This window comes from Limosilactobacillus sp., assembly GCF_051873035.1.
GTDB lineage: Bacteria > Bacillota > Bacilli > Lactobacillales > Lactobacillaceae > Limosilactobacillus.
The window spans coordinates 1-26,050 of sequence record NZ_JBJEEL010000043.1 but is presented as its reverse complement, the minus strand read 5'-3'; the positions used below and the strand labels follow the sequence as shown (position 1 = coordinate 26,050).

General features: G+C 48.3%; 27 protein-coding genes and 1 other RNA gene. 25 read left to right on the top strand and 3 right to left on the bottom strand.

Annotation, left to right across the window (positions count from 1 at the left end; all coding sequences use genetic code 11):
• Positions 1 to 68: 68 nt before the first annotated feature.
• Positions 69 to 290 carry a glutaredoxin-like protein NrdH gene (nrdH, locus tag ACI31H_RS03915; protein WP_439770692.1) on the bottom strand — a complete coding sequence of 74 codons (222 nt, stop codon included), beginning with the start codon at positions 288 to 290 and terminating at the stop codon, positions 69 to 71.
• A 271-nt stretch (positions 291 to 561) separates the two neighbouring features.
• Between nrdH and tadA the strand changes: the two genes are divergently transcribed.
• From tadA to tsaD, 19 genes are all read left to right on the top strand, one after another.
• On the top strand, positions 562 to 1,035 hold the full coding sequence (tadA, locus tag ACI31H_RS03910) for a tRNA adenosine(34) deaminase TadA (RefSeq protein ID WP_439770706.1): 474 nt from the start codon (positions 562 to 564) through the stop codon (positions 1,033 to 1,035).
• A gap of 41 nt (positions 1,036 to 1,076) precedes the next feature.
• Positions 1,077 to 1,163, top strand: an RNA gene (ffs, locus tag ACI31H_RS03905) — signal recognition particle sRNA small type.
• Positions 1,164 to 1,319: 156 nt separating this feature from the next.
• Positions 1,320 to 3,158, top strand: coding sequence for a DNA polymerase III subunit gamma/tau (gene dnaX / locus ACI31H_RS03900; RefSeq protein ID WP_439770691.1), 1,839 nt, complete (start codon positions 1,320 to 1,322; stop codon positions 3,156 to 3,158).
• A gap of 22 nt (positions 3,159 to 3,180) precedes the next feature.
• Positions 3,181 to 3,489 carry a YbaB/EbfC family nucleoid-associated protein gene (locus ACI31H_RS03895; RefSeq protein ID WP_439770690.1) on the top strand — a complete coding sequence of 103 codons (309 nt, stop codon included), beginning with the start codon at positions 3,181 to 3,183 and terminating at the stop codon, positions 3,487 to 3,489.
• Between the two features lie 4 nt (positions 3,490 to 3,493).
• On the top strand, positions 3,494 to 4,093 hold the full coding sequence (gene recR / locus ACI31H_RS03890) for a recombination mediator RecR (protein WP_439770689.1): 600 nt from the start codon (positions 3,494 to 3,496) through the stop codon (positions 4,091 to 4,093).
• A 2-nt stretch (positions 4,094 to 4,095) separates the two neighbouring features.
• A complete protein-coding gene (locus ACI31H_RS03885; RefSeq protein WP_439770688.1) occupies positions 4,096 to 4,344 on the top strand; it encodes a YaaL family protein in 249 nt (82 codons plus the stop codon).
• 10 nt (positions 4,345 to 4,354) lie between these two features.
• Positions 4,355 to 5,014: a dTMP kinase gene (gene tmk / locus ACI31H_RS03880; RefSeq protein ID WP_439770687.1), complete on the top strand. Its 660-nt coding sequence runs from the start codon at positions 4,355 to 4,357 to the stop codon at positions 5,012 to 5,014.
• Between the two features lie 5 nt (positions 5,015 to 5,019).
• On the top strand, positions 5,020 to 5,343 hold the full coding sequence (locus tag ACI31H_RS03875) for a cyclic-di-AMP receptor (protein WP_439770686.1): 324 nt from the start codon (positions 5,020 to 5,022) through the stop codon (positions 5,341 to 5,343).
• Positions 5,344 to 5,360: 17 nt separating this feature from the next.
• Positions 5,361 to 6,374: a DNA polymerase III subunit delta' gene (holB, locus tag ACI31H_RS03870; RefSeq protein WP_439770685.1), complete on the top strand. Its 1,014-nt coding sequence runs from the start codon at positions 5,361 to 5,363 to the stop codon at positions 6,372 to 6,374.
• A gap of 13 nt (positions 6,375 to 6,387) precedes the next feature.
• A complete protein-coding gene (locus ACI31H_RS03865) occupies positions 6,388 to 6,747 on the top strand; it encodes an initiation control protein YabA (protein WP_439770684.1) in 360 nt (119 codons plus the stop codon).
• 5 nt (positions 6,748 to 6,752) lie between these two features.
• On the top strand, positions 6,753 to 7,622 hold the full coding sequence (rsmI, locus tag ACI31H_RS03860) for a 16S rRNA (cytidine(1402)-2'-O)-methyltransferase (protein ID WP_439770683.1): 870 nt from the start codon (positions 6,753 to 6,755) through the stop codon (positions 7,620 to 7,622).
• A gap of 2 nt (positions 7,623 to 7,624) precedes the next feature.
• Complete coding sequence (locus ACI31H_RS03855) at positions 7,625 to 8,401, top strand: acyl-[acyl-carrier-protein] thioesterase (protein WP_439770682.1); 777 nt, start codon at positions 7,625 to 7,627, stop codon at positions 8,399 to 8,401.
• 130 nt (positions 8,402 to 8,531) lie between these two features.
• On the top strand, positions 8,532 to 10,046 hold the full coding sequence (locus tag ACI31H_RS03850) for an exopolyphosphatase (protein WP_439770681.1): 1,515 nt from the start codon (positions 8,532 to 8,534) through the stop codon (positions 10,044 to 10,046).
• 2 nt (positions 10,047 to 10,048) lie between these two features.
• Positions 10,049 to 12,304, top strand: a complete 2,256-nt coding sequence (locus ACI31H_RS03845) for an RNA degradosome polyphosphate kinase (RefSeq protein WP_439770680.1) — start codon at positions 10,049 to 10,051, stop codon at positions 12,302 to 12,304.
• Positions 12,288 to 13,232 carry a Ppx/GppA phosphatase family protein gene (locus ACI31H_RS03840; RefSeq protein ID WP_439770705.1) on the top strand — a complete coding sequence of 315 codons (945 nt, stop codon included), beginning with the start codon at positions 12,288 to 12,290 and terminating at the stop codon, positions 13,230 to 13,232. The genes ACI31H_RS03845 and ACI31H_RS03840 overlap by 17 nt, the downstream gene beginning before the upstream one ends.
• 118 nt (positions 13,233 to 13,350) lie before the next feature.
• Complete coding sequence (gene galE, locus ACI31H_RS03835) at positions 13,351 to 14,346, top strand: UDP-glucose 4-epimerase GalE (protein ID WP_439770679.1); 996 nt, start codon at positions 13,351 to 13,353, stop codon at positions 14,344 to 14,346.
• A gap of 129 nt (positions 14,347 to 14,475) precedes the next feature.
• Positions 14,476 to 15,201 carry a tRNA (adenosine(37)-N6)-threonylcarbamoyltransferase complex dimerization subunit type 1 TsaB gene (tsaB, locus tag ACI31H_RS03830; protein ID WP_439770678.1) on the top strand — a complete coding sequence of 242 codons (726 nt, stop codon included), beginning with the start codon at positions 14,476 to 14,478 and terminating at the stop codon, positions 15,199 to 15,201.
• On the top strand, positions 15,185 to 15,751 hold the full coding sequence (rimI, locus tag ACI31H_RS03825) for a ribosomal protein S18-alanine N-acetyltransferase (RefSeq protein WP_439770677.1): 567 nt from the start codon (positions 15,185 to 15,187) through the stop codon (positions 15,749 to 15,751). Before tsaB ends, rimI begins: the two co-directional genes overlap by 17 nt.
• Positions 15,751 to 16,776, top strand: coding sequence for a tRNA (adenosine(37)-N6)-threonylcarbamoyltransferase complex transferase subunit TsaD (tsaD, locus tag ACI31H_RS03820; protein ID WP_439770676.1), 1,026 nt, complete (start codon positions 15,751 to 15,753; stop codon positions 16,774 to 16,776). Before rimI ends, tsaD begins: the two co-directional genes overlap by 1 nt.
• Before the next feature lie 58 nt (positions 16,777 to 16,834).
• On the opposite strand, the gene proC is transcribed toward tsaD, so the two are convergent.
• Entirely contained in the window at positions 16,835 to 17,605 is a 771-nt protein-coding gene (proC, locus tag ACI31H_RS03815) for a pyrroline-5-carboxylate reductase (RefSeq protein ID WP_439770675.1), read from the bottom strand.
• Positions 17,606 to 17,990: 385 nt separating this feature from the next.
• On the opposite strand from proC, the gene ACI31H_RS03810 reads away from it, so the two are divergent.
• Genes ACI31H_RS03810 through ACI31H_RS03800 form a run of 3 tightly spaced genes read left to right on the top strand, consistent with a single transcriptional unit; the run spans position 17,991 to position 20,961 of the window.
• On the top strand, positions 17,991 to 18,776 hold the full coding sequence (locus tag ACI31H_RS03810) for a carbon-nitrogen family hydrolase (RefSeq protein WP_439770674.1): 786 nt from the start codon (positions 17,991 to 17,993) through the stop codon (positions 18,774 to 18,776).
• 21 nt (positions 18,777 to 18,797) lie between these two features.
• Complete coding sequence (locus ACI31H_RS03805) at positions 18,798 to 19,976, top strand: pyridoxal phosphate-dependent aminotransferase (RefSeq protein WP_439770673.1); 1,179 nt, start codon at positions 18,798 to 18,800, stop codon at positions 19,974 to 19,976.
• Between the two features lie 22 nt (positions 19,977 to 19,998).
• Positions 19,999 to 20,961: a ketopantoate reductase family protein gene (locus ACI31H_RS03800; protein WP_439770672.1), complete on the top strand. Its 963-nt coding sequence runs from the start codon at positions 19,999 to 20,001 to the stop codon at positions 20,959 to 20,961.
• A 197-nt stretch (positions 20,962 to 21,158) separates the two neighbouring features.
• Here the strand turns inward: ACI31H_RS03800 and ACI31H_RS03795 are convergent, their stop codons facing one another.
• Positions 21,159 to 23,099: an ABC-F family ATP-binding cassette domain-containing protein gene (locus ACI31H_RS03795; protein ID WP_439770671.1), complete on the bottom strand. Its 1,941-nt coding sequence runs from the start codon at positions 23,097 to 23,099 to the stop codon at positions 21,159 to 21,161.
• A 263-nt stretch (positions 23,100 to 23,362) separates the two neighbouring features.
• Here ACI31H_RS03795 and ACI31H_RS03790 point away from each other — a divergent pair, with 263 nt between their 5' ends.
• The 3 genes from ACI31H_RS03790 to groL all read left to right on the top strand — a co-directional run.
• The gene (locus tag ACI31H_RS03790; protein WP_439770670.1) at positions 23,363 to 24,010 is read left to right on the top strand and encodes a redox-sensing transcriptional repressor Rex; all 648 of its coding nucleotides are present in this window, start codon (positions 23,363 to 23,365) and stop codon (positions 24,008 to 24,010) included.
• Positions 24,011 to 24,261: 251 nt separating this feature from the next.
• On the top strand, positions 24,262 to 24,546 hold the full coding sequence (groES, locus tag ACI31H_RS03785; protein ID WP_439770669.1) for a co-chaperone GroES: 285 nt from the start codon (positions 24,262 to 24,264) through the stop codon (positions 24,544 to 24,546).
• A 63-nt stretch (positions 24,547 to 24,609) separates the two neighbouring features.
• Positions 24,610 to 26,050, top strand: a 1,441-nt coding sequence (groL, locus tag ACI31H_RS03780) for a chaperonin GroEL (RefSeq protein WP_439770668.1), incomplete at its 3' end; no start/stop codon positions are given.

Below are 26,050 nucleotides of genomic sequence, written 5' to 3'. Positions count from 1 at the left end.
ATCCATAATTAAACCAGGCTAGTAGCGAAAAAACGGCGAAGCCTGGTTCAAGACGTAAATTAAAGTTGTTAAGCAAGCTGTTGAAGACGGTCAGGACGGAAGCCGGAAAAGGCGTTACCATCTGGCAACTGGACGACCGGGGTGGCCATGAAGCCAGCAGCCTTCAGTTGAGAAACATATTCCGGTTGTTCATCGATGTTATGTTCAACGAACTTAATTTGGTGTTGTTGTAAGAACCGCTTGGTCATCTTACATTGGATACAGTTATTTTTGGAAAAGACAGTGACCATTTTGAACCCTCCTTCTTGTTAAATTAACCGTAGTTGATGTTTCTTAGTATAGGCGAAAAATAGTAAAAATCAATCTAAAAAAGCACCATATATTGTGCTTATAATTAGTGAAACACAATATATAGTGCTAACGATGCGGATTGATCGTGTGAAACTTTTTTCTTCACGGATTGAATAAGTTTGGAAGAACCGGTTAATTATTATACACTGAATGGTGAATGATGAAAAAGGAAAATGGAGATTGGATTTGAGTAGACAAGTGGACAAGCAAATGATGGCGGCCGCATTGGCCGAAGCGCGGCAAGCCGGAATACTAAATGAAGTACCGATTGGGGCCGTGGTGGTTAAAGACGGTCAGATTATCGGCCGGGGATACAATATGCGGGAACACTTTCAAGACGTTACCTACCACGCCGAAATGTTGGCAATCATGGAGGCGTGCGCAACACTCCACAGTTGGCGTTTGGAAGGGTGTGACCTCTACGTGACCTTGGAGCCGTGCATCATGTGCAGTGGGGCGATCATTAACGCCCGAATTGACAACGTGTACTATGGGGCCAAGGACCCGAAGGCGGGTGCCGTTGATAGCCTTTATCACCTATTAGGTGATTCGCGACTAAACCACCAAGTTAATGTAACCAGTGGTCTCTTGCAAGATGAGTGTAGCCAGCTTTTAAAAGACTTTTTCCGGGCAATTCGGAAGCGGCGGAAGGCGGCACGAAAAAAACGTCGGTCGAAAGACTAGCATTTGAATCAAATTTAGTGTAATATACTAATTGCCGTAAGGCCTTAGAGCAAGGGTGCGCTTACGAACCGTGTCAGGTCCGGAAGGAAGCAGCACTAAGTTTGATGTACCTTGTGCTCTAAGTTTGAGTGAATTTAAGGGGACGTGGTTAGTTAACCACGTCTTTTAATTTTTAAATTACGGATTAGCAATTATTTTACCAGCCTTTCGTATCGAAAATTTGGGGAAAGCTAGTATAATATTTAAGAGTAACGATTAAATTAATAAGGAAAGGAAGCGACGTGATGAGTTACCAAGCACTATACCGGGTTTGGCGTCCCCAACGGTTTGATGAGCTAGTCGGTCAACAGGTGGTTACCCAAACACTCAAGAACGCCATCATTACTCACCAGATTAGTCATGCCTACCTTTTTGCGGGACCGCGGGGTACTGGTAAAACATCCGCTGCTAAGATCTTCGCCAAGGCGGTTAATTGCCACCACCTTAAGGATGGTGAGCCTTGTAACCAGTGTGACATTTGTAAGGCCATCACTAATGGTCAGCTAAATGACGTGATTGAAATCGATGCCGCGTCTAATAACGGTGTCGAAGAAATTCGTGATATTCGGGATAAGGCCAAGTACGCGCCGACGCAGGCCGACTACAAGGTCTATATCATCGATGAAGTTCACATGCTCTCGACCGGGGCCTTTAACGCGTTATTGAAGACGTTGGAGGAGCCGCCTGCTAACGTGATTTTTATCCTAGCAACGACGGAGCCTCATAAGATCCCGTTGACGATTATTTCGCGGGTCCAACGCTTTGACTTTCGCCGGATTTCGGCCCAGGATGCCTTTGACCGGATGAAGTATATCCTAGACCAAAAGCAGGTCCACTATGAGGAAAAGGCCCTTTGGGTAATTGCCAATGCGGCCGAGGGGGGAATGCGGGATGCCTTAAGTATCCTGGACCAAGTACTTTCCTTTAGTGATAACCAGGTTAAATTGGCCGACGCCCTGACGGTAACGGGGAGTGTTACTAAACAACTGCTTGAAAAATACTACTTTGAGGTAACCGGTCACCAAAGCGCTGCGGCCCTGGATACAATGAAGGATATCCTTGGACAGGGGAAGGACGGTCAACGCTTTATTGAAGACCTCATCTCATTTATCCGGGACGTCCTTTTATACCAGGAGTCACCCAAGCTAATCTTAGTAGCTAGTACGGGATTGAGCGATGAGGACTTTCAAAAGATGGCGGCAGCCGTACCGGCCGAGACCCTCTATCAGATGATTGATGAGTTGAACAATATCCAAGAGGAGATGCGCTTTACCACCCACCCAGACGTTTACCTGGAAGTACTGACGGTAAAACTAGCGCAGATTGGCAAGCAACTGACTACTAAGCCGCAGTCGGCACCAGCGGTTCATGATACCGCGAGTGCTTCCCAACAAGAGATTGCAGACTTAGAGGCGACGGTTAAACAGCTACAGGCAACGGTTAAGGAATTACAAGCACGACCAGCCGCGGCGGCCCAACCTGCCAAGACAGTTAGCCAACCCCGTGTTCAGCAACGGAAGGTGGCGGTAAAACTTAGTCAGATTAACCCAGTCCTTGCAAAGGCAACTCGTAAGGACCTGGTGGAGATTCAGGGCTTGTGGCAAGAGTTATTGTCAAAGCTTAGTGTGCCACAACGTTCACTCCTGCACGTTTCCAAACCCGTCGCGGCCAGCACGGATGGCGTAATCGTTGCCTTTGACTACGCCTTCTTATTCCAGCAGGCAATGGATGATTCGGCCCTCTTAGCCAGTATGGAACAGGGCCTCCAAGAGTTAACTGGTAATGAGCGGCGCGTAGTGTTTGTGCCCAAGGATAAGTGGCCCCAAATTCGGCGGGAGTACATTAAAGAGCACGGGCTCGATAAGCACCGGCCGACCCGGCAGCCAGCCGCTGCTACGGCACCACAGGCACCAGTCACCCAGGCAACTAACGCTAATAGCGAGCCACCGGTAAAAAGTGATGCTAGTGAGCCACCGCTGCCACCGGAGCCAGCGTCCCCAGCACCGGCTGCTAGTGAGCCGGATACGGTAGCTAAGGCGCGGGAGCTTTTCGGCAATGACATTGTTAAGGTAGAAGATAATTAAAAGAGAAAAGGATGATGGAATTATGATGCGTGGAATGAATATGCAACAAATGATGAAGCAAGCTAAGGCAATGCAAAAAAAGATGATGGCTGAACACGAAGAATTAGCCAAGCAAGAGTTTGTTGGTAAGGCACCGGATGACATGGTAACGGCCAAATTTAATGGTGATAAGACCCTGCTGGATTTAAAGATTAACCCAGCGGCAGTTGACCCGGACGATGTTGACATGCTCCAAGATTTACTGGTAGCAGCAATTAACGATGGGTTAAAGCAGGTCGACGAAGCAACGCAACAAAAACTTGGTAAGTATACCCGTGGTATGGGGATGTAATTAAATGCAGTACCCAGAACCACTAGCAAAGTTAATCGAGAGCTATACTAAGTTACCGGGAATTGGGCAAAAAACGGCCACCCGCTTGGCGTTTTATACGTTAGGCATGCAGGAAGACGACGTAACTAATTTTGCTAAGTCCCTGTTGGGGGCCAAGCGGGACCTTCATAATTGCAGCATTTGCGGTAACATAACTGAAGATGACCCCTGCCCAATTTGCCGCGACAAGAGTCGTGACCGTTCTAAGATCCTAGTAGTTGAACACTCACAAGACATTATGGCATTAGAACGGATGCATGAATATCACGGTCTGTACCATGTCTTAAATGGGGTAATTTCGCCAATTGCGGGGACTGGCCCCGAGGATATTAACATTGCCAGTCTTCTTAAACGGCTGCAGAAAAATGAAGAGGTAAAAGAAGTGATCATTGCCACGAACGCCTCGTCAGATGGTGAGCTAACCGCTGGCTACCTGGCTAAGTTGATTAAACCGGCACAGATCAAGGTCACCCGGTTAGCGCATGGTCTTTCCGTCGGTGCCGACATTGATTATGCCGATGAAATGACCTTGTTTAAGGCAGTTCAGGGACGAACGGAGATGTAGCAATGCTATTTAGTCATCCAAAGAACCAAGTTGAACAAGAACGTAACCAGCGTTTGTTAGATACTATTTATGACACTAAGGCTAGTTGGGACCATGCACAGGAGACCCAGGTGGCGGTATATGAGGCTAACATCAGTACTGAGTTACGCGATCGGACCAAGATCCAGGAGCAAAAGTACCTGTACCTCTATAAACTGGCCAAGAAGTACCATGTCCATGGTCAGTTAAATAAGGGCGTCATCAGTCATTAGGAGTTAGAGTATGGTAGGAAAATTTATTTCATTTGAGGGACCGGATGGTGCAGGGAAGACCAGTGTCCTTCGGCAAATTAAAGCGGATTTAGAAAATGAACTAGGCACCGAGCAGGTAATGTATACTCGCGAGCCCGGTGGTAATCATATTTCTGAGCAAATCCGTCAGGTACTCTTTAATCCGGAAAATACGGATATGGATGGGCGGACAGAAGCGTTGCTATTTGCGGCTGCCCGGCGGCAACACATTGTTTCTGAGATTGTCCCCGCACTCCGGGCCGGTCAGGTAATCTTATGTGATCGCTATGTTGATAGTTCAATTGCCTACCAGGGAGCCGGTCGCCAGTTAGGTGAAGATGCTATTTGGCAAATGAACCAATTTGCTATTGACGGACTGCTCCCGCAATTAACGGTCTACTTAGATATCGAATCAGAGATTGGCTTACGGCGAATTGCTGAGCACCGGGCTGACCAAGTTAACCGGTTAGACAAGGAGAAGCTTTCCTTTCACCGGACCGTTCGGCAGGCCTACCTCCGCTTATACCACCGTTATCCAGAAAGAATTAAACTAGTCGATGCTAGTCAGCCGTTAGCTAAGGTGGTGGCCGATGTTCGCCAAACAATTCATGCCCGGTTCCCCGACCTGTTCGTAGAAGAAAGTAAGAGGTGATTGTCATGAAAATGATCATAGCAATTGTTCAATCCAAAGACAGCAACCGGCTAAGGAAGGCCTTTAATAAGGCTGAAATTCAAGTAACGCAGCTGTCGACGACGGGAGGCTTTCTCCGTGAGGGGAACGCCACTTTCCTTATTGGGGTTAAGGATGAACGGGTTGATGATGTTTTAGAGATCATTAAGAAGAATGCAGAATCACGGGAGCAATACGTCACTTCCCAAATGCATATCGATGTTGAGGGTGGTTCAGCCTTTCCGGTTAACGTCCGGATTGGTGGTGCCACGGTCTTTATTTTACCGGTTGAAAAGTTCTTGAAGTTTTAAGCAGGTGAGTGATTAAGGTGGCTAAGGGACAAGTAAATCGTGCTGAACAGCTCCAGCCGGACCTAGTGAACCGCTTGAAAAGGGTGATTGATAACCACGAACTAGCCCATGCATACTTGCTAGTTGGCCCAAGTGGGGCGGGTAAAACTGCCGTTGCCCGGTGGCTGGCATTACGGCTTTTTTGTTTACATCCCCACAATAACGAACCTGACCTGACCTGCCCAGAATGTCAACGGATCCTCAGCGGAAACCACCCGGATATCGTGGAAGCGGCTCCGGAGGGACGGCAGATCAAGGTTGACCGGATTCGTTACCTAAAGAGTGAGTTTACCAAGAGTGCCATGGAGGGGAGCCAAAAGCTCTTTATCATTAAAGAAGCTGAAAAGATGACGACCAGTGCGGCTAATAGCCTGTTGAAGTTCATCGAGGAGCCTGGTCCAGGGACCTACATTTTGATGCTAACGACCAATAAGAGTGCGATCCTTCCCACGATCCAGTCCCGGACCCAGGTGCTAGAGCTGGCACCGCTTAACCGGCAGGACCTATTAAATGTGATGGCAGATCATGAAATTAGTTCTGGGCAGGCCCAGGTAGCGGTGGGGTTAACGGATTCAGTGAGTGACGTTGAACGCTGGTGTGAGGATGACTGGTTTGGCAAGGCCCTACAGGGAGTTGCCCAGTGGTTCCGGCATGCTAGTGCGGGGCAGATGATGGCCTTTGTCGATGTCACTACTTCCCTGGTAAAGTTAGCCAACCGGGAACGGGAGCGACAGCAGGTGCTCTTAGACCTAATTGCACTAATCTGGCGGGATACCCTGTTAAGTGCGAATGGAATTCGGGATGCCAGTCGACGACACTTTATTGCGGAACAGCAGTTGGTTGATGAGGTCGGTCAGCGTTATTCGATGGAGCAGCTACTGGCCGTCAGTCAACTGACCCTCCGGACACGGCATGAACTAGAGCAAAATATTAGTTTTCAAAACGTAGTCGAAGAGTTAACGATTAGGATTGTAAAAGTATTGACGAATTGAGGGAGGCACGGTCATGAACGGTGACCAACAACGAAATGGTATTTATGATAACCTGGCCCGGCTTGGCGCTCACCTCACGGAGATGGGGGATGAACTGGCGGCACTAAAGTCACAGTTAAACGTTGCCCTGGCGCAAAATGCTGAACTGACGATTGAGAATAAGCACTTGCAAGAGGCAATTAAGAAGCTACGTGATGAACGTGGTGAACAACAACTGACGACGGGCCGGCGGACGCTAAATGAGCTTTACCATCAGGGCTTTCATGTCTGCCGTAAGCACTTCGGTGAGCGGTTGGCACCCCACGAAAGCTGTATTTTTTGTGATGAGGCCATCTTTAGTGGGATGGATGGACAGAAAGGTAAGCAGGAATAGTTAATATGCAGCAAATTAGTAGTTTTAAACCGGTGGAGACCGGTCGTTTATACCTTGTACCAACCCCGATCGGTAACTTAGATGATATGACGATGCGGGCGATCAAGACGCTAAAGGAAGTTGACCTAATTGCGGCCGAGGATACCCGGCATACGCAGCAATTATTAAACCATTTTGGTATTACTACTCGGCAAATTAGCTTCCATGAACATAATACCGAACAGCGGATCCCGGAATTAATTGCCAAGCTAAAGGCGAACGTATCGATTGCCCAGTGTAGCGATGCGGGGATGCCCTCCATTTCTGACCCCGGAAAAGAATTAGTTGCGGCGGCGGTTAAAGAGGGGATCCCGGTTGTTCCTCTTCCGGGGGCTAACGCCGGATTAACCGCCCTGATTGCTTCCGGATTAGTTCCCCAACCCTTTTACTTCTATGGCTTTTTAGAGCGGAAACACCAGCAACAGGTAACCGCGCTGCAGGAATTGGTGAACCGTCCCGAAACCTTGATCTTTTATGAGGCCCCTCACCGCCTTAAAAAGACTTTGACAACGATGGCGGAGGTATTTGGCCAGGACCGCCCAGCTGTTTTGGCGCGGGAGCTAACGAAGCGGTATGAGGAATTCAGTCGGGGGACGCTTCAGGAACTTCGCGATTATTTCAATGACCACCAGGCGCGGGGGGAATTTGTCGTCTTAGTGGCCGGCAATGACCACCCGGTGACCGAGCAGGCGGCGAGTGAGCAAACACCGCTTGAGCAGGTTGACGCGGAAATCGTTAAGGGCCTGTCAACGAACGCGGCGATTAAATTAGTAGCTAAGCGCAACCAGCTAAACCGCCAGGAACTATACCGCCAGTACCACCACATAGGAGAATAACTTTGACAGAATTAAAACAGGACGCTAATTGTTACGAAATGCAGCACCAGCTGGCATACTATGAATGTACCGACTCGGGTCACCCCAGCATGAGTATGGTCTTTAGCATGATGACAATGGTTTCGGACGCCCATTCAATTGCCCTGGGCTTGAACCATGACGTTGTTACCGTGACGGGGGGAGCCTGGGTAGTAATTGGTTACGAAGGGCACTTTGCTAAAGAGCAGCCGACCTTTGGTGACCAAATTATTATCGGTACCCGGGCAATTGCCTACAACCAGTTCTTTGCCCTACGGGAATTTTGGCTCTGTGACCCCGAACACCGGCACGACTTTGTTCGCCTACGCGCGATGTTTGTAATGATGAATCTGACCAAGCGGCGCTTAATGCGGATCCCCGAACAACTCATCACCCCCTTTAATTCCCCACTCAAGAAGCGGTTGCCACGGTTGGAAACACCGACCGAGTTGGGGGATGACTTTACGAGTCAGGATTACCGTGTCCGGTATTTTGATATTGATATTAACCACCACGTTAATAATGCCCGTTACTTTGACTGGCTGCTTGACCCACTAGGTGCGGACTTTCTACGGCGCTACCAGCCGGAGACGCTTAAGATCAGGTACGAAGAAGAAGTCCAGGAAGGGGCAATGGTGGAAAGCCGGTACCGGATTGAACACCGGTCGGACCAGCAACTTACCACCATTCATGAGATCTGGTCCGCGGGTAAATGCTGTACGGCGGCAGAAATTAGCTGGCAATTATTGCCAAAGTCATAATTTAAAACCTCGTCTAACTAGTTTAACTAGTAGGACGAGGCTTTTTTAATCTGTTCAATAAATCTTTAGCCGAGTTTAATCTTGGGCTATAATAAAGAAAATAATATGTGCCATGTAGAGGAGGGGTACAATGACTAAATCATTAGCCGCCGTAATCTACCTGGAGCCTGACCAGGTAAGTTTACGGATTATTGAGCAGCCCAGTTTAAAAGTCGTTAATAATGTCCAGTCAGGTGCCATGATGGTCGGTACCAAGCAAATTGCTAACTATGCTGAGAACATGGCAGCAATCGTGAATAATATTGAAGGCTTTAAGCAACTCGTGAAAGATTATCAAGTAAAGAAGATTTCTTTTTACGGGGCACTAGAAGACCTCGATGAGATTACCGCGCAGTACGTTGCCGACCAGTTGGAGGTTCGCACCGGACTAAAGATTCACTGGCTAAACAATAACCAGCTGATGGCGCAATCGATGAGCTGTGTCGTGTTAAAACTAAAGGAGTTTCGGAAATTAAGTAAGCACTGCCTATACCTGGTAAGCCTGGGGCTTGATACGATGACCCTGGCCTTTTTCCATCACGGCAACTTTGAAACTTTGTGGGAACTTGACCTAGGTGGTGCTCAGATCAGTCACCTTGTCGACCGTCTGCGGCAGACCACGACTAATCCGCAGGAAATAATCCAGGATTACATTAGTAGTAAATTTGGCTACATTGCACCGGAGCTGATCCAGAAGAAGAAGACAACCCTGTTGATTCAGAATGCGCCGACCCTTGCTAACCGTTATATTAAGAAGGGGGACCACCTAGGAGAAATCCCCCGGTCGATCTTTAACAACCCGATTGACCAAATCGACCTGCTAGCACCGGCCGAACGGATGTGGGATGAGTTTACGATCGATGATCGTCAGCAACACCTGCTGGTGCCTAACTACCTGGTCATTGCCCGGGCCGAAGAGTTGATCAACCCAACGAATGTTTACGTCACTGACATTTCGGTAATGGACGGGCTAACAAACGGGATTGCGGTGCAAAATGACCAGTCCCGGCAGCAAATTCAGAAGATGATTCGGACATCAGCGGATGATTTGGCCCAACGTTACGGTGTTAATAGTGCCCATAAGCAGTTTGTTACTAAGTTTGCGCTACAATTTTTTGACCAGTTACGGCCAATTCACCGCCTGGGTAATCACGAGCGACTGCTACTAGAGATTGCTTGCAAGATCGATGACATCGGTAACTTTATTAACCAGAGCGGTCACTACCGCCATTCGGCCTATATCTTACGGGCCAACTCCATGATCGGGTTATCAGATGAGGATAACCAGATTATTGCGGAAGTGGCCCGTTACCATAGTACGGAGTCACCAACGGCCCTTCAGCCGCATTATCGCCACTTGGATGACGATATTCAATTGACGATTGCTAAACTGGCCGCCATCCTGCGGGTGGTTGACTCACTCGACGACTCACGCCAGCAAAAGATTAAATCAATTAGCTTGAAATTAACACGTGATGGCCGGTTAAAGATCCAGGCCTCCGCCACTGACGATTTAGTCTTGGAAAAATGGTCATTTAGTTCTAAGGCCAGCCTGTTTAAAGATGTTTATGGAATTCAGCCGGTTTTAGTTGAGAGGAGCAATTAAGGATGTACAAAGATTTTTACAAGCCAGAAAACTATGTGAACCGGGAGCTCAGTTGGATTGACTTTAACGGCCGAGTCCTGGAAGAAGCGACGGACAAGGGGAACCCCTTACTCGAGCGGGCTAATTTTCTAGGAATTACCCAGAGTAACGTGGATGAATTTTTCATGGTGCGGGTGGCTTCACTCCACAAGTTAGCAGCAGCCAACGTGACCACGACCGATGCTTCCGGTTTGACTCCGGAAGAACAGTTAAATGCAGTTAACCGTAAGGAACACCGGATGGTAACAAAACGTTATGAGATTTATAACCAGCAGGTGCTCCCCCAGTTGGCCGCTCAGCAAATTAACATTTTGCACGTTAAGGATTTAAACCAAAAGCAATATGAGTTTATCCACCGGTACTTTAATGACGAATTGATGCCAGTCTTAACACCGATGGCTGACGACAGCTCGCGCCCGTTTCCGTTTATTTCGAATAGCTCGTTGAACATTGCCGTTCAGCTGCGGCGTGATCCAGAGGCCAAGACCGTCCTTAGGCATGAAACCCTGGAAGGTGACCAGGAAGTAGACCGGGAGCAGGCTGAACCGCACGATGACCGGCAAGAACCGGATATCAAGTTTGCGACGGTCCGGGTGCCAGAAATTTACAAGCGCCTGGTCCGCCTGCCTGGTGAAAATAACTTTATCTTAATTGATGACGTTATTAAGGAATTCATGAATTTCCTCTTCCCGGGCTACCAGATTTTAGCGAGTGCCACCTACCGGGTAATGCGTGATATGGACCTTGACGTGGCCGAAGAAGATACCTCTGACCTCCTACGGGCGGTTAAGCACCAGCTCCGGGAACGGGAACACGGTCAGGTAATGCGGCTTGAAGTGGAACATGACATTGCCAGCTGGCTAGAGGACCAGCTGATTGACAACCTACACGTTAGCGAACGGTCGATTTACCGGGTTGATGGGCCGGTGGACCTGACATTTCTCAAGAAACTTTCGGGAATGGTCGACGGTCATGATGATTTGCGGTACAAACCGTTTAAGTCCTACCTTAACCCGGCTCTCGATATGGAACACAACATCTTTAAATCAATTCGGCAACGTGACTACCTGGTCCAGCACCCTTATGACAACTTTGATGCCGTGGTTAACTTTATTCATCAAGCGGCCACTGATCCGGCGGTTTTGGCGATTAAGATGACCCTGTACCGGGTTTCGGGAAATTCACCGATTATTAAATATCTCGGGATGGCGGCCCAACAAGGAAAACAAGTGACCGTCTTGGTGGAAGTCAAGGCCCGGTTTGATGAACAGAACAATGTTCGTTGGGCACAACGACTGGAGCAAATGGGCTGCCACGTTATCTACGGTCTGGTTGGGCTGAAGACCCACTGTAAGGTTGCCCTAGTAATCCGGCGTGATGAAGATGGCCTCCGTCGTTACATGCACCTGGGAACCGGGAATTACAATGATGTCACTGCCCACTTCTACACTGACATGGGGATGTTTACCTGTGACCATGAACTCGGGGTTGATATGACGAACCTCTTTAACATGCTCTCCGGATTCGCCCGGCCACCATACTTTTACAAGTTGCGGGTATCACCAAACGGGATCCGTAATTTTATCAACGAGAAGATTGATGACCAGATCAAGGTTGCTAAAAGCGGCAACCCGGCCCTAATTCGGATGAAGATGAACTCATTATCTGATAAGCAGATTATCGCCCACCTTTATGACGCGGCTGCTAATGGGGTGAAAGTGCAGCTCCTGGTTCGGGGGATTACCTGCCTGCGAAATGACTTGCCAGAACTGCACGACAACATTGAGGTTCACTCGATTGTTGGCCGCTTCCTTGAACACTCCCGAATCTACTACTTTGCTAGCAACGGGCACGAGGAGATTTACTTAGCCAGTGCTGATATGATGACGCGGAACCTCAACCGGCGGGTAGAAGAGCTTTACCCCGTTACCCAAGACGATACGAAGGCGCGGGCTATTCAAATCTTTAACATTATGTGGAAGGATAATGTGAAGGCCCGGATCCTGGTGGGGGACCACTATGAACGGATTGATCGTGGGGATGCGGCGCCATTTAACTCCCAAGAGTACTTTGTCCATGAAGCAATGGAACTAAACCGGGAAGATAGTCACCAGCAAAAGGCCCGGCGTCATTTTCCAACAGTCTTTGAAACCCTCTCAAAACACGTTCCGGTGTTACACTTAAAGGAGAGGGGAGACGATGATAACGAAGGCAAGTAAATTTGCGGTAATCGACCTGGGTTCCAATTCAGTGCGGTTAAAAATTAGTACTATTATGGCAGATGGTTCAGTGGTGACGGAGCAGTACCTAAAACGGTATGTCCGCCTGTCATCAGAAATGGGGCCGGAAAAGATCCTTAAGGATAAGCCCATGGCCCGGACATTGGCGGCCCTGCAGGAATTTCGGACGGTTTGTGACCAGTATGATCATTTAAAAATTATGCCCGTTGCGACGGCCGCGGTGCGGCAGGCTAAAAACCAGCAGGAGTTCTTACAACGGGTTAAACAGACAACCGGATTTGATATTAAGGTAATCTCAGGTGAGCAAGAAGCCTACCTTGACTATGTCGGGGTTGCTAATACCTTGCCGGTCAAACACGGTCTGATTATCGATACTGGTGGTGCCAGTATGGAATTAATTGGGGTTGATAATGGCGCGGTCGAGGAAACGGTTAGTATTCCGCTGGGATCAGTGATCTTATCACAGCATTATCAACTAGGTGATCAAATCAACCCGGCAAACCTCTTTGACGCAATGGTAGAAGTGGATGAGGCCCTCTCCCATCAACAATGGTTAAGCCGCTTCCGGCGGACCAATATCATTGCCCTGGGGGGATGTAACCGGGCGCTGGCTAAAATTTATCGGTGGCGAAACGCCGTTGATAATACCCCCGCACCCATTCATGGTTTAACCCTGTCATCCGGGACCGCTTTTGGCATCATGCATGAACTCTTAGAGCGTAGTCGCGAAGAGCGGGCCACTATCCGGGGAGTGAATAAGGAGCGGGCAGACGTAATTGTTGGTGGCCTGTTACCGATGCTGGCCCTCATGCGGCAGCTAGCGATTGATGAAGTTAAATTTAGTAATAGTGGTTTACGGGAAGGGCTACTATTCAAGTACCAAGAGCAGTTGCTGGACTTCGACTAACTTTTACTTAATTTTACTAAAATTTACTAATTTTTTTAGTTAGTCTGTGCTACAATCAAGATGAATGAAATGTAAGCGCCATTATTAATGGTGGTCGCTGTAGCAAGGAGGAAACAAGATGGCAATTCTGGTTGCTGGGGGAGCTGGTTACATTGGTTCCCACATGGTTAAGAATTTAGTTGAACATGGTGAAGACGTTGTGGTAGCGGATAACCTATCTACGGGCCACCGGGCAGCAATCAACCCCAAGGCCAAGTTTTACGAAGGCGATATCCGTGATCGGAAGTTTTTAGATAAGATTTTTGATAATGAAGATATTACGGCGGTGGTTCACTTTGCAGCCTTCTCAATTGTTCCTGAGTCAATGAGTAAACCACTGAAGTACTTCGATAACAACACTGGTGGGATGATTACCCTGCTAGAAGCAATGCATGATCACGGGATCAAGTACATTGTCTTTAGCTCTACGGCGGCTACTTATGGTGTTCCTGAACACATGCCAATTAAGGAAACTGATCCCCAGAAGCCAATTAATCCATACGGCTTAAGTAAGCTGATGATGGAAAAGATGATGGCCTGGGCAGATAAGGCTTACGGGATCAAGTTTGTCGCACTGCGTTACTTTAACGTAGCCGGGGCTGCTCCTGATGGGACAATTGGTGAAGACCACGGTCCAGAAACGCACCTGGTACCGATTATCCTGCAAGTTGCTCAAGGGAAGCGGCCAGAACTGTCGATCTTTGGTGACGATTACAACACTCCAGACGGCACGAACGTCCGTGATTACGTTCACGTAATGGACCTGACCGACGCCCACATTTTGGCGCTCAAGTACCTTGAAGCGGGCAACAAGAGTAACGCCTTTAACCTTGGTTCTTCGACCGGTTTCTCTAACAAGCAGATGTTGGAAGCCGCTCGTGAAGTTACTGGTAAGCCGATTCCTGCCAAGATTGCACCACGGCGTCCCGGGGACCCCGACTCACTGGTTGCCGCTAGTGACAAGGCCCGGGAAGTACTCGGCTGGAAGCCAAAGTACGATGATGTCCACGATATTATCGCCACGGCTTGGAAGTGGCACTCTACCCACCCAAAGGGCTATGATGACCGCGACTAGTAATTAAAAATACCTAACAATAAGAAGCGACCACGATGACCAGGATGGTTATTGTGGTCGCTTTTACGGTTTAGTATCCAAAGTGGAACGGGTGTGATAAGATGTTAATGATTGAAAGGATGATTGATAATGAAAGTACTTGCCATTGATACCTCAAACCATCCAATGAGTGTGGCACTGGTTGAAGATGACCAACTTTTAGCAACGACAACACTGAATATGGTCAGAAATCACAGCATCTACCTGCTGCCCACCATTAACCGCTTGTTTGAACTAGTAAAGTGGCAACCGACAGACATTGACCGGGTGGTAGTAGCCCAAGGTCCCGGTTCATACACGGGAATTCGGATTGCCGTCACCACTGCTAAGACACTCGCGGATAATCTCAAGATTGAGCTAGTTGGTGTTTCTAGTCTGGCAGTAGTTGCAAGAAATGTTGTACCGACAACCGCTCAAGTGATTGTTCCCTTCTTTGATGCCCGGCGGGGGAACGTCTTTGCTGGTGCTTACCAGTGGCAGGCTGGCCAACTGGTTAACCTAATTGCTGACCAACACCTAGCAATGACCACCCTACTAGACCAACTAGCGAAGGTCGATCGACCAGTGACGTTGGTTGGTCACATGACCAAGCGGATTAAGGACCAGTTTGAACAATTGCCGGCTAATGTTTCTTTGGCACCGCGTGCTTACGGAATTCCGTCGACCTATCAGTTGGCCCTGGCCGGAGAAAAGTTACCAGCTGTTCAAGAAATCGACCCATTTGTTCCTCACTACTTACGAATTACAGAAGCGGAAGCCAATTGGCAAAAATTACATCCGGGAGAAACTAAAAAGAACTATGTTCGAGAAGTTTAAGTCATGGTACCGTTGTAATGTCAATGCTCGTCACCAGCCTATTTTAGACTATAGTCGGCGTCTGATAATGATTAACGGGCACCACTATACCGTACGTCAGGCACGTGAAAGTGATATTAATGAACTGGTGACCATTGAGAAGCAAATTTACGGTACAGCACCATGGAGTTACGCGGCCTTCCAGTTAGAATTAGGGCGCCGTCATGACCGCTTGTACATTGTTGTGGAGCATCATGACCGGTTGGTAGGCTTCCTTGGGATGGCAGTGGATTGGTACCGGTTAGACCTGCATATTACTAATATTGGGATTGCGCCTGTTTGGCAAAAATGTGGGGTCGGTACCTATTTGATCAAGACCGCCATTGCCTATGCCCGCCACCTGCAACTCCATTCCTTAAGTTTAGAGGTCCGGGTTCACAACCTGGTGGCCCGGCATCTCTATGAGCAAATGGGCTTTCGCGAACACCATATTAAGCGGCGGTACTACCTAGATAACCATGAAGATGCCGTCGATATGCAAGCAGATTTACTGAGTAGAGGAGAGTACTAATGGCAGAACGAAATTTAATTCTGGCCTTTGAGACAAGTTGTGATGAGACCAGTGTGGCGGTAATTGAAAATGGCACCAAGATCTTGAGTAATATTGTGGCCACCCAAATCGATAGTCACCAACGCTTTGGGGGGGTCGTTCCAGAGGTGGCCAGTCGTCACCATATTGAGTGGATTACCCGCTGCATTGACCAGGCCCTTGCTGAGGCCGGAGTTGGTTATGATGACCTTACCGCGGTAGCGGTAACGTATGGGCCGGGCTTAGTCGGTTCACTATTAGTGGGGGTAACTGCGGCTAAGATAGTAGCCTGGTCACACCAGCTACCGCTTATTCCGGTTAACCACATGGCGGGGCACTTGTATGCGGCCCGGTTTGTTGGGGAGTTTAAATACCCACAGATGGCCCTGCTCGTTTCCGGGGGACATACGGAATTAGTCTACATGCCGAAAGAACATGAGTACCAGATTATTGGTGAAACCCGTGATGATGCGGCTGGTGAGGCCTACGATAAGATCGGTCGGGTACTTGGTGTTAACTACCCAGCCGGTAAGACGATTGATGAGTGGGCCACCCAGGGGCATGACGCCTTCCACTTCCCCCGGGCGATGGAAAAAGAGGACAACCTTGATTTCAGCTTTAGTGGACTTAAGAGTGCTTTCATTAACACCGTTCACAATGCGGACCAACGGGGTGAAAAGCTGGATAAGTATGACCTGGCGGCTAGCTTTCAGCAGAGTGTTGTTGATGTCTTAGCAGAAAAGACAATGCGGGCACTGGATGAGTACCCGGTTAAGCAGCTAATTTTGGCTGGTGGGGTAGCAGCCAACCATGGCCTGCGTAGTCGTCTCGAGCATGACATGCACCGCTACCACCCAACGGTCGCAATGTTACAGGCACCGCTGAAGTTATGTGGTGATAACGCGGCAATGATTGGTGCGGCCGGCTATGTTAACTACCAACATGGTGATCGTGCTGCCTGGGACCTGAATGCGGAACCCGGTTTAATGTTTGAACGGATGAAGTAATGGATACTGAGACATAAAAAGAAGCTGGGGAGTTCTCCCCAGCTTCTTTTTATATAACTTAGTTATTGTTAGCCTTGTTGACGGCGTCAATCACGGCGTAACGGAATCCGGCCTTTTCCAGGGCCTCAACCCCCCGGATGGTCGTACCACCTGGTGAAGTAACCTGGTCGCGGAGTTGACTAGGTGTGAGCTTGCTTTGGGCGGCAAGGGTACCACTCCCCTTAACCATACTAGCGATAAGTTGGTAGGCAGTGGTCCGATCAAGTCCATATTTAACGGCCGCATCACTTAACGCATCCATAAAAACGTCAACGAAAGCTGGGGCACAACCACCGACAACCCCGATAATGTCAAGCTGACTTTCAGGGACGGTGATCAGGTCACCCAGTTGGTTAAGAACATGGTGGATCCGGTCATAAGCCGGGGCCGGCAGCTCGTGAGGATATGCTAGACCGATTGTACCGGCACATACAGCAACCGGCGTGTTGGGGATGATGGCTGCGATTGGGTTCTGGGGAAGGAGTGCAGTAATGTCGGCCAGCCTAATACCAGCAGCGGCCGAGATTACTGCTGTCTGTGGATCTAAGTCACCGAATGACCTAATTACATCCAGGGTGACTGGCGCAGGGGTAGTTAAAATTACCACGTCTGGGTGTTGGCTGATGACCTCTTCGGCGGTGTGGTAGAGGGGGAATCCGTTGGCTGCAGCAAAGGTGCTGACGCGAGGATTGACTGGATTCATTCCGGATACCGAATCCTGCTTGCTCATTAAAAGACCCTTTATAATGGCCGATCCCATGTTACCGACTCCGATTACCGTGACTTTCATATCTTAATAACCTCCTTGCTAATAGTTTAATTTTACAATAGATCGACCGTCTTTTAAAAAATCTAAGAAAATATTGACATAAAATTAGAAGCAGATTAGAATATCGTTAAATGATATTGAACGAACAGTAGATGAGTACTTATTTGATAGCTTTCAGAGAATCCCTGTTTGGTGAGAAGGGATAAGCAAAAATGAGGAAGATGGTCTACCATTAGTTTTCACTGGCGAGCAATGGTTAGTCAGTGACGGCCCGATTCCGTTAGCAATCCGAAGTTCTGAACTTACTAAGGCTACTACTGCGAAGTAGTAGTAAATTAAGGTGGTAAAACGGGTAGCCCTCGTCCTTTGTGGACGGGGGCTTTTGTTTTTTATGAGGTGGTTATTGATGAAAATTAAAGTAGCACTAGCACAGTTTAATATTCAATTTGCGGATCCGGCGGCCAACCAGCAACGGGTTGCTGAGTTGACGGCCGAGGCCGCGAAGGGTGGTGCAGATGTGATCATTTTTCCCGAGATGTGGAATACCGGCTACGCACTAGACCAGCTTGACCAACTGGCCGATGAGGGTGGTAAGACAACGGCCCAACTCTTTTACCGCCTCGCCCGGCAAAACCAGATTGGTATTGTGGGCGGATCGGTGGCGGTTAAAGACAACGGTCATTTTTACAACCGGACGTTAGTGGTGGATCCACTTGGTCAGGTTGTTGGTCAGTACGATAAGGTCCACCTCTTTCGGTTGATGAATGAACACAAGTACCTGACAGCGGGAGACCAGGAAAACTACTTTCGCTTGGCGGGGGTACCGGGGGCAAGTTTCATTTGCTATGACCTCCGCTTTCCTGAGTGGGTCCGGACCGTTGCCCGGCACGGTGCTGCGGTCCTGTACTTTCCAGCCGAATGGCCAGCCGTCCGGATTCCCCAATGGGAGCTGATGCTTAAGGCCCGGGCGGTTGAAAACCAAGCCTTTGTCGTGGCGGTTAACCGGGTCGGGGATGATCCAGATAACCACTATAATGGTCACTCACTAGCAATCGATCCGTTGGGTAACGTAATCGCTGATGCTGGCGAACAAGACGGTATTACCTATGCCGAATTGGATCTCGACCAGTTAGCGACGGTGCGGGGACCAATTCCCGTGTTTGTTGACCGGCGACCAGATTTGTATAAATAGAAGAGAAAAGGGGAGATTGAGATGGAATTTCAACAGTCAAAATTACTTGATACTTTACCAAAACAGTTTTTTGCTAACTTAGTAGCGAAGGTTAACCAAAAGATCGCCGCTGGGGTCGACGTAATTAACCTTGGTCAAGGTAACCCGGACAAACCCACACCGGACTATATCGTTAAGGCGACGCAAAAGTGGGTGGCCGATCCGGCTACTCATAAGTATTCACCGTTTCAAGGGCTGCCGGACTTCAAACAGGCAGCGGCCGACTTTTACGCTGAAAAATACGGGGCCCACTTTGATCCGGTAAAGGAAGTAGCCATTCTCGGGGGCTCTAAAATTGGCCTGGTCGAACTACCATGGGCTTTGATGAATCCGGGTGATACCTACCTTCTGCCCGATCCCGGCTATCCAGACTACTTTTCTGGCGCCGCCCTGGGTGGGGTAAAGTTTGAGACCGTTCCGTTACTGGCGGAAAATAACTTTTTGCCGGATCTCAAGGCAATCCCAGCGGCGGTGGCTAAGCGGGCCAAGTTTTTCTACCTAAATTACCCTAATAACCCAACCGGAGCGGTAGCAACCAGGGAGTTTTACACGGAACTCGTGGCCTGGGCCAAGAAGTACCACGTGGGTATTATTAGCGATTTTGCATACGGAGCGCTAGGCTTTGATGGCCAGGCACCGGTAAGTTTCATGGAGATACCCGGGGCCAAAGAGGTCGGGATCGAATTCTATACCTTCTCGAAGACCTTTAATATGGCAGGCTGGCGGATTGCCTTTGCGGTCGGCAATGAGGATATCATTTCCGCCATTAACCTAATCCAGGACCACCTCTTCGTGAGCCTTTTCCCGGCTTTGCAACGAGCAGCAATTGACGCCCTCCAGGACCCCCAGCGGGACGCCGAAATTGCTAAGATTGTTGCCCGTTATGAGAAACGACGGAATGCTTTTGTCGATGCGGCCGCTAAGATTGGCTGGCACGCCTTTGTTCCTAAGGGGACCTTTTATGCTTGGATGCCGGTACCGGCGGGCTATAGCAGTGAGTCCTTTGCCGACCTACTGCTAGATAAGGCCGGCGTGGCCGTAGCCCCTGGTAACGGCTTTGGAAAGCACGGTGAAGGTTATGTCCGGATTGGGCTGTTGATTGCACCAGAACGGCTGGAAGAGGCTGTCGCACGGATCGCAAAGTTGCACCTATTCGATTAGAACCATAAGGAGGAAGAGAATTATGGCATTAAAGTATACAGTATTGGGCGCTGGCGCAATGGGACTACGCTTTGGGGTATTACTCCAAGAATTAGCGGGTGCCAAAGTTGACTTTGTTGATAACTGGGCGCCGCAAGTTGAAACGATTCAACAACAGAGAGGCGTTTATGTTTCCCGGGACCACGAAAACCGTCACTTGGTACCGGTCAACATTTATTCACCGGAGGACTACCAGGGGGATCCAGATGTCTTTATCGTTTTTGCTAAGCAGATGACACTGGATGATCTTTTAAAGCGTAGTGCCCATTTCTTCCATCCTGATCACCAGTATGTTTTTTCAGGAATGAATGGGATGGGGCACATCGAAAAGATTAACCAGTATTTCCCTAAAGAGCACGTGGTAGCAGGGACCTGCCTAATCGGAACGGTATTGAATAAGGCTGGTGATGTTGACTTTATCGGTAAGGCCGGGGCTGGTTCAATTAACCTGGCGGCCCAAACGGAAAAGGCCGATGAACGGGTCCAACAAATTGTGGCCGACTTTACCACGGCCAATATTAACCCCCATTTAAACAATAACTTCTTGGGAACCCTAATGACGAAGGTAGTCTTTAATTCCGTTATTAACACGATCTGTACACTGTTTGAAATTCAAATGGGACAATTTATTGATTATTCTGGTGCGGAAAAGCTGGGCAAGCAACTGATTAATGAGGCCTTTGACGTGGCTGAACGGGCTGGGATTCAACTACTAAGTACCCGGGAGGAAGAGTGGCAAACGATTAAATACGTTAGCGAAGTTACGAACCCCCTGCACTACCCATCGATGTACCAAGATATGACCAAGAACCGGCCAACCGAGGTTGACTACATCAATGGTTATATCTATGACCTGGGTAAAAAGTACAACTACGAGGCCAGCACGCATGACTTCTTGCGGAACCTGGTTCACCTGGCCGAAAATACCCGGAAATTCCGGAAGTAATAGTTTAAGGTTAATCATGTGGTATATAAACAGCTCCAGGGAGCTAGACAGAAGCCCCCGTGGGGACAAAACGAGGCCCAAAGTGCGGATTTCACCGGACTTTGGGCCTCGTTTGTGTATCGCGTTATTCGTTTTGATTGATATAAAGGGACTCGTGTAAAACTAGCTCTATGTCAAGGTGGGGAATTAACGCCGCTTTAATTTTGCTGATCAAATTCCTCCAGCTTTTCAGCGGCCGCGGTCCAAGCCAGCTCGACCTCATCTGATTGCGCTTGGAGCTGATCTAACTGCTTTTGGAGATCGGTTAATTTACCGATATCGGTAGCAATCTCAGGTTGGCTCATCTGCTCTTGGATAGCGGTTTGTTGATCTTCTAACTTGCTCATCTGCTCTTCTAGGTCGTCAACTGCCCGTTGGAGTTTCCGCCGGGCTCGCTGTTGGTCCTTGCTATGTTGGTAGGAACGCTTTCCTTGTGAACTAGTCGTCTTCTTACCGGTTGATTCACCACCGGTGCTCGGCGTTGGCCCCGTGCTAGCGGTAGCTGTCAGGTAGTCGTCATAGTTGCCGTCGTAGTGCTTAATACCATCAGCGTGCATGTCTAGAATGTCCGTCGCCACCTGGTTAATGAAGTAGCGGTCGTGGGAAACGAAGAGAACGGTGCCCGTAAATTCATTGATGGCACTCTCAAGGACTTCACGGCTGTCGATGTCCAAGTGGTTGGTCGGTTCATCAAGAATCAGAAAATTAATCGGTTTAAAGGATAACTTGGTTAACTCCAACCGGGCCTTTTCACCCCCCGACAGTTCATGAACGACCTTGTAAACGTCGTCGCCGACAAAGAGAAAGCTTCCCAGGAGGGAACGGATATCTTTTTCCGGAACTTCAGGGTGTTCATCCCAGACCTCATCTAAGACCGTCTTGTCAGGATGCAATTGCTGCTGCTCCTGGTCATAGTAACCAATTTCAAGGTTAGCACCCAGCTTAACCGTTCCGCTAATTGCCGGAATCTTATGGAGGAGTGTTTTCAAAAGGGTGGACTTACCAATCCCGTTTGGCCCGATAATTCCCACCCGTTGTGGTTTGCGGACCGCAAAGGAAAGCGGTCCGGCCAGGACCTGGTCATCATAGCCGACTTTTAATTGGTCGACATCTAAGACCTCATTACCGCTATCCTTATCACTATGAAAGTGGAAGTGGATTGACTGGTCATCGCTAGTGGGCCGTTCTAGGCGGTCCATTTTGGCAAGTTGCTTGCGCCGAGCCTGGGCCTGTTTAGTAGTTGAGGCCCGGACAATATTACGGTTAACGAAGTCTTCCAATTTAGCAATCTTTTTTTGCTGTTGGTCATAGTGCTTCCACTCGGCCTTAAGTCGTTCCTGCTTATGTTGAACGAACTGGGTGTAGTTACCGGTATAGTGGCGGAGTGTGCGGTTATCAAGATCATAAACATCCTTTACCACGTGGTCTAAGAAGTACCGGTCGTGGGAAACCACTAAGAGAGCGCCACTGTAACCTTTCAGGTAGTCTTCTAGCCAGGCGAGCACGCCCATATCCAGGTGGTTAGTGGGTTCGTCCAAGATTAGTAGGTTGGGCGCCTGTAAAAGAATCTTGGCCAGGGCGAGCTTGGTCTTTTGACCACCGGAAAGATCGTTGACCGGGGTGTCGTAATACTCCTCACTAAAGCCAAAGCCGGTGAGAATCCCCCGCATTCGGGACTCGTATTCAAAGCCCCCCTCTTTTTTAAACTTGGTTTGTAGGCGGTCGTATTGCTCCAGTACTTGTTGGTAATGGTCGGTGCTGGAATCAAGGGTGGCCAATTGTTGCTCTAGGTCATGAATCGTGGCCTCTTCTTGGTGGAGAGGGGCAAAGACCGTATCGAGTTCTGCCCAAATGTTATTTTGACTATCCAGCCCTTGATCCTGGGCCAGGTAACCGATGGACAGGTTCTTGACCTTGCTGATTGTTCCCTCATCGGGGGTGGTAATGCCAGCAATCATCTTTAAAAGGGTCGTTTTTCCGGCCCCGTTTCGGCCAACCAGTGCGGTCCGGCCATGATCTTGGATCTGTAAATTAATATTATGGAATAAGACGTCAGCGCCGAAGCGGCGTTCGACGTCGTTTGCTTGCAAAAGAATCATCTTGAAACCTCGCTCAATATATTCTGTTACTATTCTAGCAGATTTTACTCCACCACCAGCGACTAAAGTCACGGGATTTTCGTTTCGGTATTATTAAATTTTACTGAAAAGGTAAAATTATATTGTATATCACTTCACAAAAAGATGATAAATTGCTAGAATAGGTTGGAACTAAATTTCACAAGGCTAGTGTGCTTTATCTTTCTATCAAGTGAACCGTTTGTGATTGATGAGCAATAATAATTTACGAAAGGAACAAAAAAATGGCTACAAAGAAAATACCACGAGCAACCGCACGCCGGTTACCAATTTACTACCGCTATTTAACAATTTTATTAAATGCAAAAAAGGAACGGGTTTCATCCACTGAATTATCAGAGGCTGTCCAAGTGGACTCAGCAACTATTCGTCGTGATTTCTCCTACTTTGGAGAACTTGGTAAGCGGGGATATGGTTATGATGTTGCCAGCCTGCTTAAGTTCTTCAAGGGAATCTTACACCAGGATTCCCTAGTAAGTGTTGCATTAGTTGGGGTAGGGAGCCTTGGGAGTGCCCTGCTAAACTTTAACTTCCACCAGGATACTAATTTACGGATTAGTGCCGCCTTTGACACCAAGCCAGAACTGGCTAATAAGATCAAGAGTGGGATCCCGGTTTACCCGGCGAGCGACATTAAGAAGCAGCTACAGGAACAACAGATTGACATTGTCATTCTGACCGTCCCTGGTGAACACGCTCAGGCAGTTGCCGACCAGCTGGTTGAAGCTGGCGTCCGTGGTATCTTGAACTTCTCACCGGTTCGTCTGTCCGTACCAAAGGGAGTGCAAGTCCAAAATATTGACCTGACGAATGAGCTCCAGACCCTGATTTACTTTATTAAGAACTATGGGCCTGATGGTAATAAGAAGTAATTCGCAACGCCTATCATCTTGATAAGACGAGGGACTGTGACCGAAGTCATTGACGGCTTCAGTCACAGTTTTTTTAGTTTAACGGTCCGGGCAAACCGGTTCGCAGTAGTATTCCAGACGAAAAGTCAAAATTAGTCAAACTTTATTATTGCTTTTTAGGGGGAAGATGGTATAGTAGTAAATGTGGTTAGCACTTAAGACATGAGAGTGCTAAAGCTAAAAATTATAATTAACAAGATGGAGGGATTAACGTGTTAAAACCATTAGGAGACCGCGTTGTTCTTAAAGCTGAAACTGAAGAAGAAAAGACAGTTGGCGGAATTGTCCTTGCTTCCAATGTAAAGGAAAAGCCAACTACTGGTAAGGTTATTGCCGTTGGTGAGGGTCGGACCCTTGATAACGGTCAAAAGCTCACTCCAGCTGTTAAAGAAGGCGACCGGGTAATCTTTGATAAGTACGCCGGTAATGAAGTTGAATATGACGGTGAAAAGTACTTAGTTGTTCACGAAAAGGACTTAGTAGCAATCGTCGACTAGTTATCTAGTTATTAAATACGGAATAAAGAGAGAATTTAGTAAATAATTTTGAGGTGACAATTAATGGCAAAAGACATTAAATTTGCAGAAGATGCTCGTAGTGCCATGCTTGCTGGTGTTGATAAACTGGCTGACACGGTTAAGACGACGATGGGTCCCAAGGGCCGGAACGTTGTTTTGAGTCAAAAGTACGGTAACCCAACCATTACGAATGATGGTGTTACGATTGCCAAGGATATTGAACTGGAAGACCCATTTGAAAACATGGGTGCCAAGTTAGTAGCAGAAGTTGCTTCGAAGACTAATGACATCGCCGGTGATGGTACGACGACTGCCACTGTTTTGACGCAAGCAATTGTTAATGCCGGAATGAAGAACGTTACTTCTGGTGCTAACCCAGTTGGTATCCGTCGTGGGATCGACAAGGCTACTAAGGCAGCCGTAGAAGCTTTGAAGAAGATGTCACACGATGTTAAGACCAAGAGTGACATTGCACAAATTGCTTCAATCTCTGCTGCTAACCCTGAAGTTGGTAAGTTAATTGCCGACGCGATGGAAAAGGTTGGTCACGATGGTGTAATCACGATTGAAGATTCACGTGGTGTGGACACCAGCGTTGACGTGGTTGAAGGGATGAGCTTCGACCGTGGCTACATGTCACAATACATGGTTACTGACAATGACAAGATGGAAGCCGACTTGGACAACCCTTACATTTTGATTACTGACAAGAAGATCAGTAACATTCAAGATATCCTTCCATTGTTACAAAGTGTTGTACAACAAGGCCGGGCACTCTTGATCATTGCCGATGATATTACTGGTGAAGCTCTTCCAACCCTTGTTTTGAACAAGATTCGTGGTACCTTCAACGTATGTGCCGTTAAGGCTCCTGGCTTTGGTGACCGTCGGAAGGCTCAATTACAAGATATCGCCGTTCTGACCGGTGGTACGGTTATTTCTGATGACCTCGGCATGAACCTGAAGGACGTTACGATTGATCAATTGGGTCAAGCTAACAAGGTTACTGTTACGAAGGATGCTACGACCATTGTTGATGGCTCCGGTGCTAAGGAAGCCATTGCCGAACGGGTTGACCAAATCAAGCAAGCCATCGCTAAGACGACTTCTGACTTTGACAAGGATAAGCTGCAAGAACGTTTGGCAAAGCTTTCTGGTGGTGTGGCCGTTGTTAAGGTCGGTGCCGCTACGGAAACCGAATTGAAGGAAAAGAAGTACCGGATTGAAGATGCTTTGAACGCTACCCGGGCTGCTGTTCAAGAAGGTTTCGTTCCTGGTGGTGGTACGGCCTTGGTAAACGTTATTCCAGCACTAGAAAAGGTTGAAGCAACTGGTGACGAATTAACGGGTGTTAACATTGTTAAGAACGCCCTGGAAGCACCGGTTCGTCAAATTGCTGAAAATGCTGGTGTTGAAGGTTCCGTTATCGTTAACGAACTGAAGAGCCAAAAGGAAGGTGTTGGTTACAACGCTGCCGATGGCA

Excerpts from the sequence above, each read along its gene's own strand:
- ACI31H_RS03810 (WP_439770674.1), top strand. The coding sequence starts at position 17,991 with ATGAAAATTAAAGTAGCACTAGCACAGTTTAATATTCAATTTGCGGAT.
- ACI31H_RS03875 (WP_439770686.1), top strand. The coding sequence starts at position 5,020 with ATGAAAATGATCATAGCAATTGTTCAATCCAAAGACAGCAACCGGCTA.
- tadA (WP_439770706.1), top strand. The coding sequence starts at position 562 with ATGATGGCGGCCGCATTGGCCGAAGCGCGGCAAGCCGGAATACTAAAT.
- ACI31H_RS03805 (WP_439770673.1), top strand. The coding sequence starts at position 18,798 with ATGGAATTTCAACAGTCAAAATTACTTGATACTTTACCAAAACAGTTT.
- rsmI (WP_439770683.1), top strand. The coding sequence starts at position 6,753 with ATGCAGCAAATTAGTAGTTTTAAACCGGTGGAGACCGGTCGTTTATAC.
- tmk (WP_439770687.1), top strand. The coding sequence starts at position 4,355 with ATGGTAGGAAAATTTATTTCATTTGAGGGACCGGATGGTGCAGGGAAG.
- dnaX (WP_439770691.1), top strand. The coding sequence starts at position 1,320 with ATGAGTTACCAAGCACTATACCGGGTTTGGCGTCCCCAACGGTTTGAT.
- ACI31H_RS03895 (WP_439770690.1), top strand. The coding sequence starts at position 3,181 with ATGATGCGTGGAATGAATATGCAACAAATGATGAAGCAAGCTAAGGCA.
- ACI31H_RS03790 (WP_439770670.1), top strand. The coding sequence starts at position 23,363 with ATGGCTACAAAGAAAATACCACGAGCAACCGCACGCCGGTTACCAATT.
- tsaB (WP_439770678.1), top strand. The coding sequence starts at position 14,476 with ATGAAAGTACTTGCCATTGATACCTCAAACCATCCAATGAGTGTGGCA.
- rimI (WP_439770677.1), top strand. The coding sequence starts at position 15,185 with ATGTTCGAGAAGTTTAAGTCATGGTACCGTTGTAATGTCAATGCTCGT.
- ACI31H_RS03845 (WP_439770680.1), top strand. The coding sequence starts at position 10,049 with ATGTACAAAGATTTTTACAAGCCAGAAAACTATGTGAACCGGGAGCTC.
- nrdH (WP_439770692.1), bottom strand. The coding sequence starts at position 290 with ATGGTCACTGTCTTTTCCAAAAATAACTGTATCCAATGTAAGATGACC.
- tsaD (WP_439770676.1), top strand. The coding sequence starts at position 15,751 with ATGGCAGAACGAAATTTAATTCTGGCCTTTGAGACAAGTTGTGATGAG.
- galE (WP_439770679.1), top strand. The coding sequence starts at position 13,351 with ATGGCAATTCTGGTTGCTGGGGGAGCTGGTTACATTGGTTCCCACATG.
- ACI31H_RS03865 (WP_439770684.1), top strand. The coding sequence starts at position 6,388 with ATGAACGGTGACCAACAACGAAATGGTATTTATGATAACCTGGCCCGG.
- ACI31H_RS03800 (WP_439770672.1), top strand. The coding sequence starts at position 19,999 with ATGGCATTAAAGTATACAGTATTGGGCGCTGGCGCAATGGGACTACGC.
- proC (WP_439770675.1), bottom strand. The coding sequence starts at position 17,605 with ATGAAAGTCACGGTAATCGGAGTCGGTAACATGGGATCGGCCATTATA.
- ACI31H_RS03850 (WP_439770681.1), top strand. The coding sequence starts at position 8,532 with ATGACTAAATCATTAGCCGCCGTAATCTACCTGGAGCCTGACCAGGTA.
- ACI31H_RS03795 (WP_439770671.1), bottom strand. The coding sequence starts at position 23,099 with ATGATTCTTTTGCAAGCAAACGACGTCGAACGCCGCTTCGGCGCTGAC.
- recR (WP_439770689.1), top strand. The coding sequence starts at position 3,494 with ATGCAGTACCCAGAACCACTAGCAAAGTTAATCGAGAGCTATACTAAG.
- ACI31H_RS03885 (WP_439770688.1), top strand. The coding sequence starts at position 4,096 with ATGCTATTTAGTCATCCAAAGAACCAAGTTGAACAAGAACGTAACCAG.